Genomic DNA, 16,523 nt, shown 5'->3' on the forward strand with positions numbered 1-16,523 from the left:
GTCCTCCTCGTCCAGTTGTCACGCCAGCAGCAGCGCGACGCCGATCATCGCCGGAACAGCCACCACGGTAGTAATCAGCACGGTGTCCTTGGCCACGGTGAGGCCGGTCTTGTAGCGGCTGGCGGCCACGAACACATTCTGCGCCGTGGGCAACGCCGACGTCACCACCACGGCGAACAGGGCGTGGCCGTCCATCCCCAGGGCGAAACGGGCAAAGACATAGGCCAGCGCCGGCTGGACGGCCAGCTTGAAGGCGCTCGCCAGCAAAGTGTCCACGCGGCGTCCGGCTGCTGCCTGCAGCGGCCGGGTCCCGTTCAGGCTCATGCCGAAGGCGATCAGCATGGCCGGAATCGCGGCGCCGCCAATCAGGTGGATGGGCTCCATGACCAGTTCGGGCACTTTAAAACCGGTGCCGGCAACAATGAGGCCCAGCGCAGATCCCACGATCATCGGGTTTCGCAGGATCATCACCACGAAGCCGAGCGGGGCGGTCCGGTGCGAGCTGGTGCTGGAGTCCAGGATCATGAGGAACACCGGGGTGAAGAAGGCCAGCTGGAAGATCAGCAGCGGTGCAACATAGCTGGCGTCGCCCAAGACATATACCGCAATGGGAATACCTAAGTTCGCCTAATTCGCGAGTGAGGCGGACATCGAGGACATCAGCGACTCGGGCAGCGAACGCTTCAGCCAGAACTTCACGATGGTGAAGAAGATGGCAGCCGTGGCGATGGCGGCCACTGCGGTGACCAGCAGCGGAGCGGCGAACACTTCCTGCAGCCGGGCCTTGCTGAGGGTCTCAAACAGCAGGGCCGGGCTGGCCACGAAGAACGTGAGGGAGCTGAGGACCTGGCGGGCGTTGTCACCGAGGATCTTCCGCCGGCCAACGAACCAGCCCACCAGGATGATGCACCAGACAACGAAGAAACCAGCGAGTACGCCTAGCACGGAGGAACCCGCGGCGGGCGGCGGAGAAGTATGCCGGGTCTCACGCCCCGGCTACAGGGCGGCGTTGTTGAGTGCGAACGGCGGACGCATCATGCCGGGGGTAATGCCCTCGGCGGGATCGTTCCCCAACTGGATGATGCGGTTGTTCTGGTCCACGTGGACCACCTTCGGCTCGTAGGCCTTGGCTTCCCCGGTGGTCATCTGGGCATAGGTGATGAGGATGACGAGGTCGTTCTCGTGCATCAGGTGTGCGGCGGCGCCGTTGATGCCGATGACGCCGGAGCCGCGCTCACCGGCAATGGTGTAGGTTTCCAGCCGGGCGCCGTTGGTAATGTCGACGATCGAGACAAGCTCGCCCGGCAGGATGTCCGCTGCCTCCAGCAGGTCCAGGTCAACGGTGACGGAACCTACGTAGTGCAGGTCTGCGTGGGTGACGGTGGCCCGGTGGATTTTGGACTTGAACATGGTTCGATTCATAACGGCTCCAGTCTAGCGCCGGGGGCGGGCCGCCGCAGTGACGCACGGAACACCCGCAGCTGAACGCTCTTGCGTCGTGAGCTGCCGGCTGTTTGCCCTGCGGCGGGGCCGGCGCGCAGGTCAGCCAACGTACGACGGCGGGCGGTTACCTGGTGTCTTCCCCCGCCACCGCGGCGGCAGCTGCAGCCAAGGTTTCCCTTGCTGCCAGGATGGCCGGCCGCTGCACGCTGGACCGGCGGACCGAGGTGAAGATGGTGCGGTGCGGCTTGCCCGGGAGCTCCAGCAGCCGGGCGGTGGTGCCGCGGCCCGTCCACACCAGGTCCGGCATCAGTGCCACAGCATTGCCGGATTCAATCAGCCGGGCCTGGGCCTGCAGGTCGGCCGTCTCGAAGCGCACGTCAGGTTCGAAGCCCGCGCTCCTGCACGCCTGTTCCGCCCAGTGGCGCGATGCAGCACCCCGCGGTTCCATGACCCAGGGGAGTTCCGCGGTGTCCGCGAGCGAGCGGATGGCCGTGCTGCCGTCGGACGCCGGGACCGCGAGCCGGATGGCGTCGGTTGTCAGTTTCACGCGGTCCAGTTCCGGGTAGCGGGGAGCCGCGTGGCCGGGGTACTGCTCGGCGATGACCAGGTCGAAGTCACGGGCCCATGTCTCATGCAGCGCGGTCTCGGGTTCCCGCTGGATCATCTCGATCCGGACCTCCGGGTAGGTGGTGGCCATCCGGGTGAGGGTGTCCGGCATCAGCGCCAGGGCCGCCGACTGGAAAACCGCAATCCGCACCGTGCCCGTAACGGTGGTCAGTGACGCCGCCAGATCGGCCTCGGCCTGCTCCATGGTTTCGAGCAGCTGGGCAGTATGTGTCACCAGCACCTCGGCCTGGGGGGTGAGCTGCACGCGGCGGCCCGTCTTCCGCAGCAACTCCACGCCCACCTCCTTCTCCAGGAGGGCAAGCTGCTGGGATACCGACGACGGGCTGTACTGCAGTGCCTCCGCCACCTCGGCGAGTGTCCCCCGGATGCTCAGTTCCCGCAACAGGCGCAGCCGGCGAACGTCAAGCATGGGGAAATCCTAACTGAAACTAATGAATATAGGTTAGAAGTAGTCACTTTATCTAATGCAAACCGGCTTGCATACTGTTGGGACTGAGTTACCCCCGTCACAGCCTTTCCAGGCGTGCCGCGGCGGGGCAGCACCCCACAGCAGGAGTTCCTGATGAGCACTAGAGATATGAGCCAGTCCATCATGCGGCGAAAGCCCATCGATGACATCGAAGAAGAGAACAAGCACAGCGGCCTCTTTAAATCGCTGGGCCTGTGGCAGCTCACCGCCATCGGCGTTGGCGGCATCATCGGCGTCGGCATCTTCTCCCTCGCGGGGCTGGTGGCCGCAGGAAGCGAAGGCAATCCGGGAGTGGGGCCCGCGGTGCTGATCTCCTTCCTTATAGCAGGCCTCGCCTCCGCGGCAGCGGCTCTTTCCTACGCCGAGTTTGCCGGCATGATTCCGCGTGCCGGCTCGGCGTACACCTACGGCTACGTGGCCCTGGGCGAAGTGATCGGCTGGTTCATCGGCTGGGACTTGCTGCTTGAATACATTGCCATCGTGGCCGTGGTGGCCATCGGCATCTCCGGCTACCTGGACGCGTTCCTGTCCGGCATCGGTATCCACATGCCCATCTGGATGACCTCCACGGTGGATGAGGGCAAGGGTGGCATCGTCAACATTCCCGCTATCCTGGTCTGCCTCCTGGTCACCTGGATCCTGTCCCGCGGCACCAAGGCATTCGGCCGCTTCGAGCTCGTGGCGGTGGCCATCAAGGTCATCCTCATCCTCTTCATCATCGGCCTGGGCGTCTTCTATATCGACACCAACAACTACAACCCGTTCATGCCCTCCGGCTTCGGGCCCGTGCTCGCCGGCAGCGCCACCGTGTTCTTCGCGGTCTTCGGCTATGACGCCATGAGCACCGCGGCGGAGGAAGCCAAGGACGGCAAGAAGCACATGCCCAAGGCCATCATCCTCTCGCTCATCGTCGCCATGCTGCTCTACGTGGCCGCCACCCTGGTGCTCACCGGCATGCAGAACTACAAGGACATCGACCCCAAGGCCGGCTTCGCGTCCGCCTTCAGCTCAGTCGGGCTGCCTGTGATCGCAACGATCATTTCCGTCTTCGCGGTGTTGTCCATCCTCACCGTGATGCTGACGTTCCTCCTGGGCGTCACCCGCGTGTGGTTCTCCATGAGCCGCGACGGGCTGCTTCCGGGCTGGTTCGCCAAGACCGACCGCAACGGCACCCCGCAGCGCGTCACCTGGATCGCCGGCATCGCCTCGGCCTTCCTGGCCGGCGTGTTCCCCATCAAGGAGGTCGCGGACCTGACCAACATCGGCATCCTGGCCGCGTTCGTCGTCGTCTGCCTGTCCGTCATCATCTTCCGATACAAGCGTCCGGATGCGCCGCGTACCTTCCGGCTGCCGCTGATGCCCCTGGTGCCGGCGTTCGGTGTCCTCGCCTCGGCCTTCCTCATGCTGCAGCTGCACTGGGAAACCTGGCTGCGGTTCGGTGTGTGGCTGGTCATCGGCCTGGTCATCTACTTCACCTATGGCCGCAAGAACTCGCTGATGAACCCGAACAGCCCGCGGCACCAGGAAATCGAGGAAATGCACCGCCCCCTCGCCTGACAGCCGAGCTCTTCGCAACACCTCAGCAACCTCTCCACACGGCAGGCCCTCCACCCGCAAACCCCCGGTTGCCCTATCAGATCGAGTCCCTAACACCCTGTTTTAGATACTCGATCTGATGTGGCATCGAGGGAGGGTGGAGGGCCTGCCCTTTGGCGTCTGAAGGACTCCAGGAAACATCATTTTTCCTAACCTGTATTGGTTGGAAAAGGTCGCTTTATCTTATGTGATCAGGAGCGCATACTGATGAAAAGACCTCCTCCCACACCAGGAAAGATCGGGGAAAACCATGACCCACGTTGCAATGGAACCGGCAGTCACCCACGCGGCCACCCCGCAGACGGTCGACGTCGACGTCCCCCAGGCCAAAGCCCTCGCCACAGAGGCGGTCGCCTTGGTCCGGCGCTGGCTTACCGAGGCCGCGAAGGTTCCGGTGGATGCCTCCGCCGAACAGCTGGCCGGAGTCCTGAAGGACCCCAACGGCCTGGACTTCACTGTGGGCTTCGTGGACGGCGTGGTCCGCCCCGAGGACCTGAACGTCGCCGCCCGCAACCTGGCTGCGCTGGCGCCCAAGGTGCCGGCGTTCCTGCCCTGGTACATGCGCAGCGCCGTGGCGCTCGGCGGGACCATGGCCCCGGCGCTGCCGCAGGTAGTCATCCCCGCAGCCCGCAGGGTGCTCCGCGAAATGGTGGGCCACCTGATCGTTGACGCCACCGATGCCAAGCTGGGCCCGGCCATCGCGAAGATCAAAAAGGACGGCATCAAGCTCAACGTCAACCTCCTCGGCGAGGCAGTCCTCGGCGAGCACGAGGCCTCCCGCCGGCTCGACGGAACGCACACGCTGCTGGCGCGTCCCGACGTCGACTACGTCTCCATCAAGGTCTCCTCCACGGTGGCTCCGCATTCCGCCTGGGCGTTCGACGAAGCCGTGGAACACGTCGTCGAGAAGCTCACCCCGCTCTTCCAGCGTGCGGCTTCCTTCGCCGCCCCCGGCAGCAGCACGGGCGGCAAAGCCAAGTTCATTAACCTGGACATGGAGGAATACAAGGACCTGGACATGACCATCGCGGTCTTCACCCGGATCCTGGACAAGCCTGAGTTCAAGGACCTCGAGGCCGGCATCGTGCTCCAGGCTTACCTCCCGGACGCACTGTCCGCCATGATCCGGCTGCAGGACTGGGCCGCGGAGCGCCGCGCCAACGGCGGCGCCGGCATCAAGGTCCGCGTGGTCAAGGGCGCCAACCTGCCCATGGAACAGGTGGAAGCCTCGCTGCACGACTGGCCCCTGGCCACCTGGGGTTCGAAGCAGGATTCCGACACCAGCTACAAGAGCGTCATCAACTACTCGCTGCACCCGGAGCGGATCAAGAACATCCGGATCGGCGTGGCCGGCCACAACCTGTTCGATATTGCCTTCGCCTGGCTGCTGGCCAAGGAGCGCGGAATTGCGGATACCGCACAGCAGGGTATCGAGTTCGAGATGCTGCTGGGCATGGCGCAGGGCCAGGCCGAAGCCGTGAAGAAGGACGTCGGCTCGCTGCTCCTCTACACGCCCGTGGTGCACCCGGCTGAGTTCGACGTCGCCATCGCCTACCTGATCCGCCGCCTTGAAGAGGGCGCCAGCCAGGACAACTTCATGTCCGCCGTGTTCGAACTCGACAAGAACGAGGCCCTGTTCGAACGCGAAAAGCAGCGCTTCCTCGCCTCCTTGGAGGCCCTGGACAACAGTGTGCCGCTCCCCAGCCGGCGCCAGGACCGCAGCCTGTCGCCGGTCGCGATGCCGCACGATACGTTCAAAGACACCCCGGACACGGATCCCTCCCTGCCCGCCAACCGCACTTGGGGCCGGGCCATCCTGGACCGCGTTCCGGGCTCCACGCTGGGAAACGCCTCGGTCAAGGCGGCCTTCATCAATGACGAGGCAACGCTGAACTCGGCCATCGAAACCGCCGTCGAGACGGGCAAGGCCTGGGGCGCACTCTCCGGCGCCGAACGCGCCGAAATCCTGCACCGCGCCGGCGACGCCCTGGAAGCCCGCCGCGCCGATCTTCTCGAAGTCATGGCCAGCGAGACCGGCAAGACCATCGACCAGGGCGACCCCGAGGTCAGCGAGGCGGTGGACTTCGCGCACTACTACGCAGAGTCCGCCCGCAAGCTGGACGCGGTCGACGGCGCCACGTTCGTCCCAGCGAAGCTCACCGTTGTCACGCCGCCATGGAACTTCCCGGTCGCCATCCCGGCCGGGTCCACCCTCGCGGCACTCGCCGCCGGCTCCGCCGTCGTCATCAAACCTGCCAAGCAGGCAGCCCGCAGCGGTGCCGTGATGGTCGAAGCCCTGTGGGAAGCCGGCGTGCCGAAGGACGTACTCACCATGGTGCAGCTGGGCGAGCGCGAGCTCGGCACGCAGCTCATCTCCCACCCGGCCGTTGACCGGGTCATCCTCACCGGGCGGCTACGAAACGGCCGAACTGTTCCGTTCCTTCCGCAAGGACCTGCCGCTCCTGGCCGAAACCAGCGGCAAGAACGCCATCATCGTCACCCCCAGCGCCGACCTGGACCTGGCAGCCAAGGACGTGGCCTACTCCGCGTTCGGCCACGCCGGCCAGAAGTGCTCCGCCGCGTCGCTGGTGATCCTGGTGGGCTCCGTTGCCAAGTCGAAGCGGTTCCACAACCAGCTGATCGACGCTGTTACCTCGCTGAAGGTGGGCTACCCGCAGGACCCCACCAGCCAGATGGGCCCCATCATCGAGCCCGCCAACGGCAAGCTCCTCAACGCCCTCACCACCCTGGGCGACGGCGAAAACTGGGCCGTGGAACCGAAGAAGCTGGACGAGTCCGGCAGGCTTTGGAGCCCCGGCGTGCGCTACGGGGTCAAGCGCGGTTCCTACTTCCACCTGACCGAATTCTTCGGCCCGGTCCTCGGAGTGATGACCGCCGGGACCCTGGAAGAGGCCATCGCCATCCAGAACCAGATCGAGTACGGACTCACCGCAGGCCTGCACTCGCTCAACACCGAGGAGCTGGGAATCTGGCTGGACAGCATCCAGGCGGGCAACCTCTACGTCAACCGCGGCATCACCGGCGCCATCGTGCAGCGGCAGCCGTTCGGCGGCTGGAAGAAGTCGGCCGTCGGCGCCGGCACCAAGGCCGGCGGCCCCAATTACCTGGCAGGGCTGGGCGACTGGATCCCCGCCGAGGCATCCGCAAAGGCTGACGTTGCGCACCCCGGCGTCCGCCGGATCATCAACGCCGCAGGCGCCGCCCTGGAGCCGGCCCACCTTGAGTCCGTGCAGCGCGCCCTGGCGTCCGACGCCGAGGCCTGGGCCAGCGAGTTCGGCACCGCCAAGGACGTCTCGGGCTTGAGCGCGGAGCGCAACATCTTCCGCTACCGCAACCTCCCGGTCACCATCCGCCTCTCCGAAGGTGAGCCGCTGGCCCACCTCGTGCGGACCGTGGCGGCCGGCGTGCTGGCGGGGTCACCGCTCACCGTGTCCACCGCCGTCGAACTTCCCGCCCAGCTGCGTGCCGTGTTCCTCGGCCTCGACGTGGACCTGACGGTGGAGTCCGACGCCGGCTGGCTGGCTTCGGCGGGACGGCTCGCCTCCGCTGGCAAGCTGTCCGGGGCCCGCATCCGGCTGCTGGGCGGTGACGCGCCGGCTCTCGCCGAAGCAACCGGCGGTCGGCCCGACATCGCTGTCTACTCCCACGCCGTAACCGAAGCCGGCAGGGTTGAGCTGCTGCCGTTCCTGCACGAGCAGGCTGTCAGCATCACCGCGCACCGGTTCGGAACCCCGAACCACCTCTCGGACGCGCTCATCTAGCAGGCCCTACGAACCAACGAGGCCGGGCGGCCACCTGAGGGTGGCCGCCCGGCCTCGTTGTTGGTTGGGTTTGCGGGGGAACGTCTATTACGGCCCGCCCGGCCCGTGGAATGTCAGCCCAGGTACCAGCCCGGCGGAGTCCACGTCACCGGCACGCTGTGGGCCGAGAAATCCTCGCACCGCGTGCAGGTGTAGGCCACTTCGCCCAGCGCTGCGACTGACCCGTCGTGCCGGTAGGTCGGCGGAATGTAGGACTCAAGGTAAATGAATTCGTCCGTCCGGCACTTTTCGCAGGTCGGCTTTCCGATGTAGCCCGAATCGGTGGCGGCAAGGCCGGTGCCGAGGTTGGACTGACGCGTTGCCGGCCGGGTGCTGGTGTGCGGGCGGGCGTGTGCGGCGCTGAGATGGGTGTTCCTGGCTGTCGTCATTGGCTGCCTGTCCCGGGCGGCGTGCCATGGTGTGCAGGCGCGCCCGTAGTGTAGAACAGGCCTGCTGCTTGACCCCGGAGAAACCAGCATAGATTATGCAACGATCTGACATCAATGAAAGATTTCTCCGGTCTTTGCCTTGCCGGTTTACCCCTGGCGGTTGATGATCCGCCCCACAATGGACTGCGTAAGCGCGTCGATGACTTCAGCATTGGCCAGCGGGTTCCGGATCAGGGTGAAATCCACATCGCCCACCGCTGGCAGGTCGAACCGGCGGGTGATGATCTTCAGGTCCTCCGGTACCAGCGATGACGGCATGACGGCCACGCCGATTCCGGCCCGGACCGCGGCCAGGACGCCGCTGATCTGGCGGGTAGTGCAGGTGATCCGCCAGGTCCGGCCGTGCGCTTCGAGAGCGTCGATGGCAAGTTTCCGGCTGAGGCTGGGGGAGGGATAGGCGATCAGGGGCACCGGTGCGCCCGGTTCGAGGGACGTCTGCTCGAGGCCCACCCAGGAGAAGGAATCGTGCTGGACCACGGTGCCGTCCTTGGCCCCGGCCACCCACTTGACGAACACCAGGTCCAGCTGGCCCGCGTTGAGCTTGCGGTAGAGCTGGTCGCTTTGGCCCACAGTCAGCTCAAGGTTGATCTGCGGGTAGATCTGCCGGAACTCGCGCAGGATCCGGGGCAGCCCGGTGATGGCCAGATCGTCAGCCGTGCCGAAACGCAGCCGGCCGCGCATCGCCGAGCCGGAAAAGTAGCGGGCCGCGGCGTCGTGGGCGGAGAGGATGTTCCTGGCGAACCCCGCCATGGCGTCGCCGTTGTCCGTCAGCCGGACGTCCCGGGTGTCCCTGGTGATGAGGACGCGCTTGGCGGCGGTTTCCAGCTTCCGGATGTGCTGGCTGATGGTGGGCTGGGCCAGCCCCAGTCGGTCCGCGGCCTTGGTGAAGCTCAAGGTTTCGGCGACGGCCAGGAACGAGCGGAGTTGGGCTGGTTCGAACACGTGCACTCCATCGGCATTGTCTGTCATTGCGGTTTGCAATACGAGTTATAGGGACAATACGTCTCCATAATCTCTTAGCGCCACCATAGCGTTAAGGGCATCCCGGACCGCACCCACTTTGAGGACAATCCTGTGGCACCCCCACCGCCGTCGTCGGCAACCGTCAGCCAGCCCGTCATCGATTCCGCGAGTTCAGCACCAGCCCTGCCGCCCGGCCCGCAAGCTCCGGACGTCCGGAACCGGGACGCGCTCACCCAGCCCGTGCCCGTCGTCGCGGAACGCCTGCCGTGGAAGCACACGTTTATCTCCCTCAGCGTGCCCAACTTCCGCATCTTCGCGGTGGGCCATTTCATCGCCGTCATCGCCATCTGGATGCAGCGCATCGCCCAGGACTGGCTGGTCCTCCAGCTGTCCGGATCCGTCACCGCCGTGGGGTTCACGGTGGCGCTGCAGTTCCTGCCCTCCCTGCTGCTGGGCCCGTGGGGCGGCATGATTGCCGACCGGTTCGCCAAGCGGAAGATCCTGATCCTGTGCCAGGGCATGGCCGCGGTCCTGGCTGCCCTGCTCGCCACGCTCGCCCTGACCGGCGCCATCGCGGTGTGGCACGTCTACGTGATTGCCCTGGTCCTGGGACTGGTCACGGTGCTCGACCAGCCCGCGCGCCAGGTATTCGTCAACGAACTGGTGGGTCCCACCCACCTGCGCAACGCCATCAGCGTCAACTCCACCACGTTCCAGCTGGGCGGGCTGATCGGGCCGGCGCTGGCCGGACTGCTCCTCACCGCAGTGGGTGCGGGCTGGGCGTTCGCGGCCAACGCGGTGGCCTGCTGCTCCACCGTGGCGATGCTGCTCATCCTCCGCAAGGACCAGTTGCATGTCAGCGCCCCCACCCCCAAGAGCAAGGGCATGCTGCGCGAGGGGCTCCGGTATGCGCTGAGCAAGCCCACCATCTACTGGCCCTGGCTGATGGCCGGATTCATCTCCGTCTTCGCCATGAGCCTGCCGGTGATCCTCGCCGCTTTTGCCGACCACGTCTTCCGTGTGGGAGCCGGCGGGTACGGCCTCCTGAATGCGCTGGTGGCCCTCGGGGCACTGGCCGGCGCCATAGCCTCGACCCGGCGACGCCAACTGCGGCTGCGCTCGGTGGTGTTCTGTGCGGGAATGTATGGGGCCATGCTCTGCCTGGCCGCGCTGGCCCCCTCGCTGGCAACGTTCGGGGCAGTGATGGTCCTGTCCGGGTTCTGGTGCCTGATGTTCCTCACCGGCTCCAACCAGCTGGTGCAGATCAGCTCAAACATGGGGATCCGCGGCCGCGTCATGAGCCTGTACATCATGGTGCTCATTGGCGGCCAGGCACTTGGCGGGCCGATGCTCGGGTGGATCGCCGAACATGCCGACCCCCACATGGCCCTGCTGGTATCCGGCGGCGTTCCGGCCCTCGCCGCACTCACGGTTGCAATTGTCCTGGCCCGGAAGGGCTCACTGCACCTGAAGGTGGACGTGCGGGACCGGCGCCGGCCGATCCGGATCGTGGACCGGCCGGCGGCTGCCTAGCACTACCCCCCCGGGTGTTCCCACCCAAGCGAACGCGGCCACTACCAGCGCCGAGATTCCGGCGTCGAGCGTGGGGCGGATGACGGGGGCAAAATGCGGTGAGTGGTTGGACGGGATGGTGGAGGCCACCGTCCCGTCCTGGACCGCCTTCCCGTAAACCTCGGGATCGGTGCCTCCCAGCAACCAGTACACCAAAGGTGCCCCGGCGGCTGCGGCGAGGGTGCCCACGTCTTCGCTGCCGGTGACGGGTCCGGGATCGACGGCGCCGCCCAGCTCCGCGGCAAACGCTTCCCGCACGCGGGCCGTGGCGTCGTGGTTGTTGATCACCACGGGAAAGTGCTGCCCCGCGGTGATCGCGGGCGGTTGCGGAGCCCCGGAAGCTGCGGCCTCGCCGTTGATGATGCGGGTCATGCCGCTGATCATCCGCTCCCGGACCGCCGGATCCGCGGTCCGTATGCTGATGCCCAGCTGGGCCTCTTCGGGAATGATGTTGTCCTTGGTGCCGGCGTGGAGCTGGCCGACGGTGAGGACGGCCGTTTCGTTGCCGCCGATCTCGCGGGATACCAGCCCCTGCAGCCGCATGACGGTGGCCGCGGCCATCACCACAGGATCCACGGTGGTTTCCGGCCGGGAGCCGTGGCCGCTCCGGCCGAACAGCGTCACCGAGAAGCTGTCGGACCCGGCGAAGGCAGGTCCGGCATGCACGCCCAGTGCACCGGCGGGGAACGGGGCCACGTGCTGTCCCAGGACAACGTCAGGCACGGGGACGCGGTCGAAGAGGCCGTCCGCCACCATGTCGCGGGCGCCGGCGCCGGTTTCCTCGGCCGGCTGGAACACCGCCACGATGGTTCCGGACCAGGCCGGCCGATGGGCGCTGAACAGCGTAGCCGCGCCGAGGAGGCAGGAGACATGGACGTCGTGGCCGCACGCGTGCATTACGGGAACATCGGCACCCGTGGGGCTGGTGCCGCGCGCGGTGCTGGCGTAGCCAAGTCCGGACTTCTCCAGGACGGGAAGGCCGTCCATGTCCGCACGGAGCATCACGGTGGGTCCGTCGCCGTTCCGCAGGACACCCACGACGCCGGTCCCGCCCACTCCGGCATGGACCTCCCAGCCCAGCCCGGTGAGCCGTTCGGCCACGATCCCCGCCGTCCGGACTTCGGCGCCGGAGAGTTCGGGATGCCGGTGCAGATCCTCGTAGACTCCGGTGAGGTCCTGTGCCACCCCTGCAACGTCGTCCAAAACCTTCGTCATGACAGTCCTTACTTCCGGGTTCGCTTGCCTTGCGACCCTACGCCCGCAGGCTTGCGAAGGCCGGGCTTAAGCCTGGGCGTTCACCGATCGCAAAACCGTCGCCGGCCGGGGAAAAAGTGTGGCCTTGCCGGCGCCGGACGGTCCGGATTGTGGACCAGACGGCGGCCGCGCGGGGCCCTGGGGTCAGGACTGCCCGGCCAGGTCCGGGTTCCTGGCGGCGTGTGGATAGTCTGCCTCCCGCTGCTGGAACTCAAGCACGCTTTTGTTGAGGACCACGCCGGCGCGGATTTCGATGGCCCGCGCCAGGGTCTCGTTGCGGTCCCATTCGGCCGGGCCGCCAATCACCGGCTCAAGGAACGGCAGCAGGGCCTGGCTGATCTCCCAGCTGGAGGAGTTCCAGAGGTAGGACGGGCTGTGGTCCACCGCGTAATAGTTGATGTGGTCGCCCACCGTGAACATCGGCTCGGCAAAAGTGGTGGAACGGGCCCAGCTGAAACCCATGCCTTCATCACAGGAGACGTCCACGATCAGGCTCCCCGGGCTGAAGGCCGCGAGGTCTTCCGTCCGGAGGTAGGTCAGCGGGTTGATGGGATCCTGCAGCGTGCAGTTGACCACGATGTCGCTTTCGGCCAGGAACGGTGCCAGCGGCAGCCGGCCCCGCTCGGTGATGACCTGGCTCAGGAAGGGTGCTTCGTCGTCGTGGTCGAACTGCACGATGTTCACTGAATGGATGGGGGCGCCCACGGCCGCGATTCCGCGGTTGGTCAGCACCTGGACGTCGTGCACGCCGTGGGCGTTCAGGGCGGTTACGGCGCCGCGGGCGGTGGCACCGAAACCGATCACCACGGCGCTGAGCCGGCGGCCGTAGTCACCGGTGGAACCGGTGAGCGCGAGGGCGTGCAGCACCGAGCAGTAGCCGGCCAGTTCGTTGTTCTTGTGGAACACATGCAGGCCAAAGCCGCCGTCGCTGGCCCAGTGGTTCATGGCCTCGAACGCGATCAGGGTCAGCTTCTTGTCGATGGCCAGCTGCGTGATGGCCCGGTCCTGGACGCAGTGCGGCCACCCCCACAGGACCTGGCCGTCGCGGAGTTCCGCCAGGTCTTCGGGTTGCGGCTTGGGCAGGAGCACAACGTCGGCCTCCGCAATCAGCGTCGCCCTGGGCACGATTCTCCCCACCAGGGTGGCCAGGTGGGCATCCCCTACACCGAACCGTTCACCGTAGCCCTGTTCCAGGACGATGTGCTCGCGCAGTTCAGGGGCGATCCGCTCGAAATGGAGGGGGTGGATGGGCAGGCGGCGTTCGTCGGGTTTCCGGGTGGAGGCCAGGATGCCCAGGCTGAGCCGGGTCTGTTGGCCGCTCACTTCTTTTTGGCTGCCTTGCCGGGGGTGTGGTGTCGATGGAGCTGGCCGGCGCGGAAGCGGCCCTTTTGTCAGCGCGCTTTTCCTTGATGGACTTGCCGGATTTTTTGGATGCTGTTTGACGCGGGGACTTGTCAGCCATGGTTGCTCCTGTAGCGGAACCGAATAGGTTCCTGGCTTCCGACCTTACACGGGCGGACCTAATGGCCAGGCGGGAAAGCCGGGTGCCGGCGTCGTCCGCGGTGCTGGGCCTGGAAAACTGGAGCGGCTGACGGGAATCGAACCCGCGTATCAAGCTTGGGAAGCTAGCGCTCTACCATTGAGCTACAGCCGCATTGCCGCCGCATCCGCGGGGCAAAACTTAGCTTAGCGCAGATGGAAGGGCGCTCCGGCCACGGTGTTGGCAGTTGCAGCCGTGTCCCGGATTGGGCACGTCATCCAGTAACTCTTCAATAACGTCCCCGCATCTGGCTAGGTTGGCACCCGGAGCGCTGGCTAACCTGAACCGGAATGCTGCGGCGCCAGGGGGAGGCGGTCCGGGCAGCATGCCCGCGTCAACCACAGAAAGATCCCCCATGGCATCCGCAGAACACGAGGTCCTCATCCGGCGTGACGCCATGGCCGTGTACCTGTATTTGATGGACGCCACCAACCTGCCCCAGTGGCGCGAAGCTGTCCGGAGCGTGAAGCTGGTGCAGGGCTCTGCCGGTACCAAGGGGGCCGTTTACCGCAAGATGGTGGCGGGGCGGTCCGGGCTCAGCATTCCTGCCGAGCTGGAAATCACCCAGGCCAGGCCGGGCGCCGAAATCCAGTTCCGGGTGACCTCCGGCCCGTCGAACCGCTCGGGCGGCTACTACCTCAGCACCGAAAACGACGGCACCCGGCTCCGGTACGCGCTCGAAGCCCGTCCGGAAGGCCCGTTCTCCTTCCTGGACCGGTTCGGCCTCCTGAACAGGATCGCCCAGCGACGGGTGCGCACCGAAGTTTCCCAGCTGGACCGTCTCAAGGACGTGCTGGAGCTGCAGACCGTCAGCTAGCCAGGCGACGGATGGATGGACCATAGTTTTTCCAGCCGCAGCCACTCCGGTGCCGGTTCTCCGCCACCTGCCCGTCGAGGTGCGCAGGTGCCTACTGCGCCAGCCGCTGGCCGGTCCAGGGGCCTGCAATGTTCGACGGCGACGCCAGGGTCCCGCCCGAGAGGTCCCAGTACTGCACAACATCCGAGGCCCTGCGGAGCGCGACGCCGGTGGAGTTCAGGCCGGTGACGTTCTTCAGCGGCCGGATGCCGGTGACATCCTGCCAGCCTGTGGCCACCGTGGGCCGCGCCTCGGCACGGAGGGCGGTGGTTCCCCAGCCGCGGTAGAGCTGCGCCGCGCCGTCAGCCCGGAGGGCGAGGACATCCTGGAAGCCGTCGGCGTCGTAGTCCACCATCGCGAGGCGGGACGCGGTGATGCCACTTGTGATCAGGGCCCTTGCCGACAGGTCGCTGGTGCCCTTGTTGGGGTACAGGAAGAGGTTTCCGCTGCTGTCCAGGGCGAGGATTTGCGGCATCCTGTTGTTGGCGCACCAGCCGCCCACCGCGAGGGTGAGGGACTGCCAGCCGCCGGACCCCAAGGTGATTGCTGCCTGGAATCCTCCGGTGGCGATGCCGCGGTGCAGGGTGAGGTTCCCGTTGGTCCACTGGGTCACGAGGTCGTAGGCGCCGTCCCGGTCCCAGTCGGTGACGAAGACTTCCTTCGCCCCGGTGAAGCCTGAACCGATGACCTTGGCGGCGGCGTACGTGCGGACACCTGTTGAGGCCCTGTTAAGCAGTTGGCCCGAAGAATTTACTGTCACGAGGTCGCCGGGCCCCGTGATGGCCGCGGCACTCAGGTCCAGGGTGGGAGGCATGTGCCGCCCCGTGGCATCGCACAGGGTGGGTGCCGGCGGCGGGAAGGCGGAGCCCCCGCCGGAGGAGGAACCGCCGGGCGAGTCCACGGTGCCGGCAGGGAGGGTGGTGTAGCCGAAGAAGTTCACCACACCCCAGATCTGGTAGGTGGAGTTGGTGTACGAGATGCCTGCGCCCATGACGTTGAAGCGGGGGTCAATGAGCATGGCGTTGTGCCCGGGGGAACCCTTCCACCACTCCACCAGCTGTGCGGCATCCCTGTCTGTCCGGATGGCGATGACCTCGCCTGCGCCGTTGTTGGGGTTCATGGCGCGCGGATCTGTCCAGAAGTTGGCGCGGTGCTCAATGACCTCGCGTGAGGCAATGCTGTCCGACCATTCCTGGGCAAGGCCGGCAACCGTGGGGTTGTATTTCACCGGTTTCAAGCCCTTTGACGCCCGGTACTCGTTGATCTTGGTGAAGACGGTGAGGATCGCTGCGGAGTTGTTGTCCTTGACCAGTGCCTCCGTGGCCGGGGATGTTGCAAGTGATTCGGAGGCTGCCGGCCCGGAAGTGGTGGGCCCGGATACTGCCGGCGGCGGGGAGGCCAGTTCGGCGTCGGGTGCCCACAGCGGGGGTACGGACGGGACCTCGGCAGCGGGCTGCGCAGTGGCGGGTCCCGAAGCGCCGGTGGACTCGGCTGATGGCGCGGGGGACGGATCCTGGACCGGCCTGATGTCCAGCGCCGGTCCGACCGCGGCGGCCGCAGGAGCAGTAGGCGGTGCCGCATCCAGCGGCGGGGTGGGCGAGGCCACCCGGATGTCCGGATCAACAGCCGGGGTGAGGGCGGTACCCGTGGGGCTGTTTCCCGCGCCGGGCGTGCCGGCGCCGTCCCCGGTGGCCGCCCCCAGCGAGACGCGTGACGGTCCTGAAGATGCCACCTGCCGGTTCGAATCCAGCGGCAGCGGGGCTGGCCCCGCCGTCGAGGAGGCGAGCACCAGCGCGCAGAGCACGCCAATAAAAGAGGGCGCGACTAATTTATTCACAACATCCCCAGCTCTGTTGGGCCATCCGGGAGACCATCCGGCGCCTGTGTATCTGAGGCAACACTAGCCCCACTGGACAACAGCAACAACGAAAGA

Annotated in this window: 10 protein-coding genes, 1 tRNA gene and 2 pseudogenes; 4 read left to right on the plus strand and 9 right to left on the minus strand. The window is 66.5% G+C overall.

Annotation, left to right across the window (positions count from 1 at the left end):
* Nucleotides 1–18: 18 nt before the first annotated feature.
* The 3 genes and pseudogenes from QE394_RS10715 to QE394_RS10725 all read right to left on the minus strand — a co-directional run bounded on the left by QE394_RS10715 (nucleotide 19) and on the right by QE394_RS10725 (nucleotide 2,479).
* Nucleotides 19–945, minus strand: a pseudogene (locus QE394_RS10715) (AEC family transporter).
* Nucleotides 946–996: 51 nt separating this feature from the next.
* Nucleotides 997–1,422 (minus strand): aspartate 1-decarboxylase, encoded by a 426-nt coding sequence (gene panD / locus QE394_RS10720; protein ID WP_200937827.1) that lies wholly within the window; start codon nucleotides 1,420–1,422, stop codon nucleotides 997–999.
* Nucleotides 1,423–1,567: 145 nt separating this feature from the next.
* The gene (locus QE394_RS10725) at nucleotides 1,568–2,479 is read right to left on the minus strand and encodes a LysR family transcriptional regulator (protein ID WP_349034477.1); all 912 of its coding nucleotides are present in this window, start codon (nucleotides 2,477–2,479) and stop codon (nucleotides 1,568–1,570) included.
* Nucleotides 2,480–2,632: 153 nt separating this feature from the next.
* On the opposite strand from QE394_RS10725, the gene QE394_RS10730 reads away from it, so the two are divergent.
* Nucleotides 2,633–4,096, plus strand: a complete 1,464-nt coding sequence (locus QE394_RS10730; RefSeq protein WP_056081484.1) for an amino acid permease — start codon at nucleotides 2,633–2,635, stop codon at nucleotides 4,094–4,096.
* A 289-nt stretch (nucleotides 4,097–4,385) separates the two neighbouring features.
* Nucleotides 4,386–7,917 (plus strand): annotated as a pseudogene (locus QE394_RS10735) (bifunctional proline dehydrogenase/L-glutamate gamma-semialdehyde dehydrogenase).
* A gap of 113 nt (nucleotides 7,918–8,030) precedes the next feature.
* Here QE394_RS10735 and QE394_RS10740 read toward each other — a convergent pair.
* Both QE394_RS10740 and QE394_RS10745 read right to left on the minus strand, forming a co-directional pair.
* The gene (locus QE394_RS10740; RefSeq protein ID WP_056081481.1) at nucleotides 8,031–8,345 is read right to left on the minus strand and encodes a hypothetical protein; all 315 of its coding nucleotides are present in this window, start codon (nucleotides 8,343–8,345) and stop codon (nucleotides 8,031–8,033) included.
* Nucleotides 8,346–8,492: 147 nt separating this feature from the next.
* Nucleotides 8,493–9,347 (minus strand): LysR substrate-binding domain-containing protein, encoded by an 855-nt coding sequence (locus QE394_RS10745; protein ID WP_045732473.1) that lies wholly within the window; start codon nucleotides 9,345–9,347, stop codon nucleotides 8,493–8,495.
* Nucleotides 9,348–9,479: 132 nt separating this feature from the next.
* Here QE394_RS10745 and QE394_RS10750 point away from each other — a divergent pair, with 132 nt between their 5' ends.
* A complete protein-coding gene (locus QE394_RS10750; RefSeq protein ID WP_268155413.1) occupies nucleotides 9,480–10,901 on the plus strand; it encodes an MFS transporter in 1,422 nt (473 codons plus the stop codon).
* Here the strand turns inward: QE394_RS10750 and QE394_RS10755 are convergent.
* The 3 genes from QE394_RS10755 to QE394_RS10765 all read right to left on the minus strand — a co-directional run bounded on the left by QE394_RS10755 (nucleotide 10,827) and on the right by QE394_RS10765 (nucleotide 13,848).
* A complete protein-coding gene (locus QE394_RS10755) occupies nucleotides 10,827–12,155 on the minus strand; it encodes an amidohydrolase (RefSeq protein ID WP_349034478.1) in 1,329 nt (442 codons plus the stop codon). The two genes, QE394_RS10750 and QE394_RS10755, sit on opposite strands and share 75 nt — an antisense overlap.
* A gap of 183 nt (nucleotides 12,156–12,338) precedes the next feature.
* Nucleotides 12,339–13,517 (minus strand): N(5)-(carboxyethyl)ornithine synthase, encoded by a 1,179-nt coding sequence (locus QE394_RS10760; protein ID WP_349034479.1) that lies wholly within the window; start codon nucleotides 13,515–13,517, stop codon nucleotides 12,339–12,341.
* 257 nt (nucleotides 13,518–13,774) lie between these two features.
* Nucleotides 13,775–13,848: transfer RNA gene (locus QE394_RS10765), tRNA-Gly, on the minus strand.
* A gap of 241 nt (nucleotides 13,849–14,089) precedes the next feature.
* On the opposite strand from QE394_RS10765, the gene QE394_RS10770 reads away from it, so the two are divergent.
* Nucleotides 14,090–14,551 (plus strand): SRPBCC family protein, encoded by a 462-nt coding sequence (locus tag QE394_RS10770; protein WP_349034480.1) that lies wholly within the window; start codon nucleotides 14,090–14,092, stop codon nucleotides 14,549–14,551.
* Nucleotides 14,552–14,642: 91 nt separating this feature from the next.
* Here the strand turns inward: QE394_RS10770 and QE394_RS10775 are convergent, their stop codons facing one another.
* Nucleotides 14,643–16,427 carry a CAP domain-containing protein gene (locus QE394_RS10775; RefSeq protein ID WP_349034481.1) on the minus strand — a complete coding sequence of 595 codons (1,785 nt, stop codon included), beginning with the start codon at nucleotides 16,425–16,427 and terminating at the stop codon, nucleotides 14,643–14,645.
* Nucleotides 16,428–16,523 lie beyond the last annotated feature (96 nt).

This window comes from Pseudarthrobacter sp. SORGH_AS 212 (genome assembly GCF_030818145.1).
Classification (GTDB): domain Bacteria; phylum Actinomycetota; class Actinomycetes; order Actinomycetales; family Micrococcaceae; genus Arthrobacter.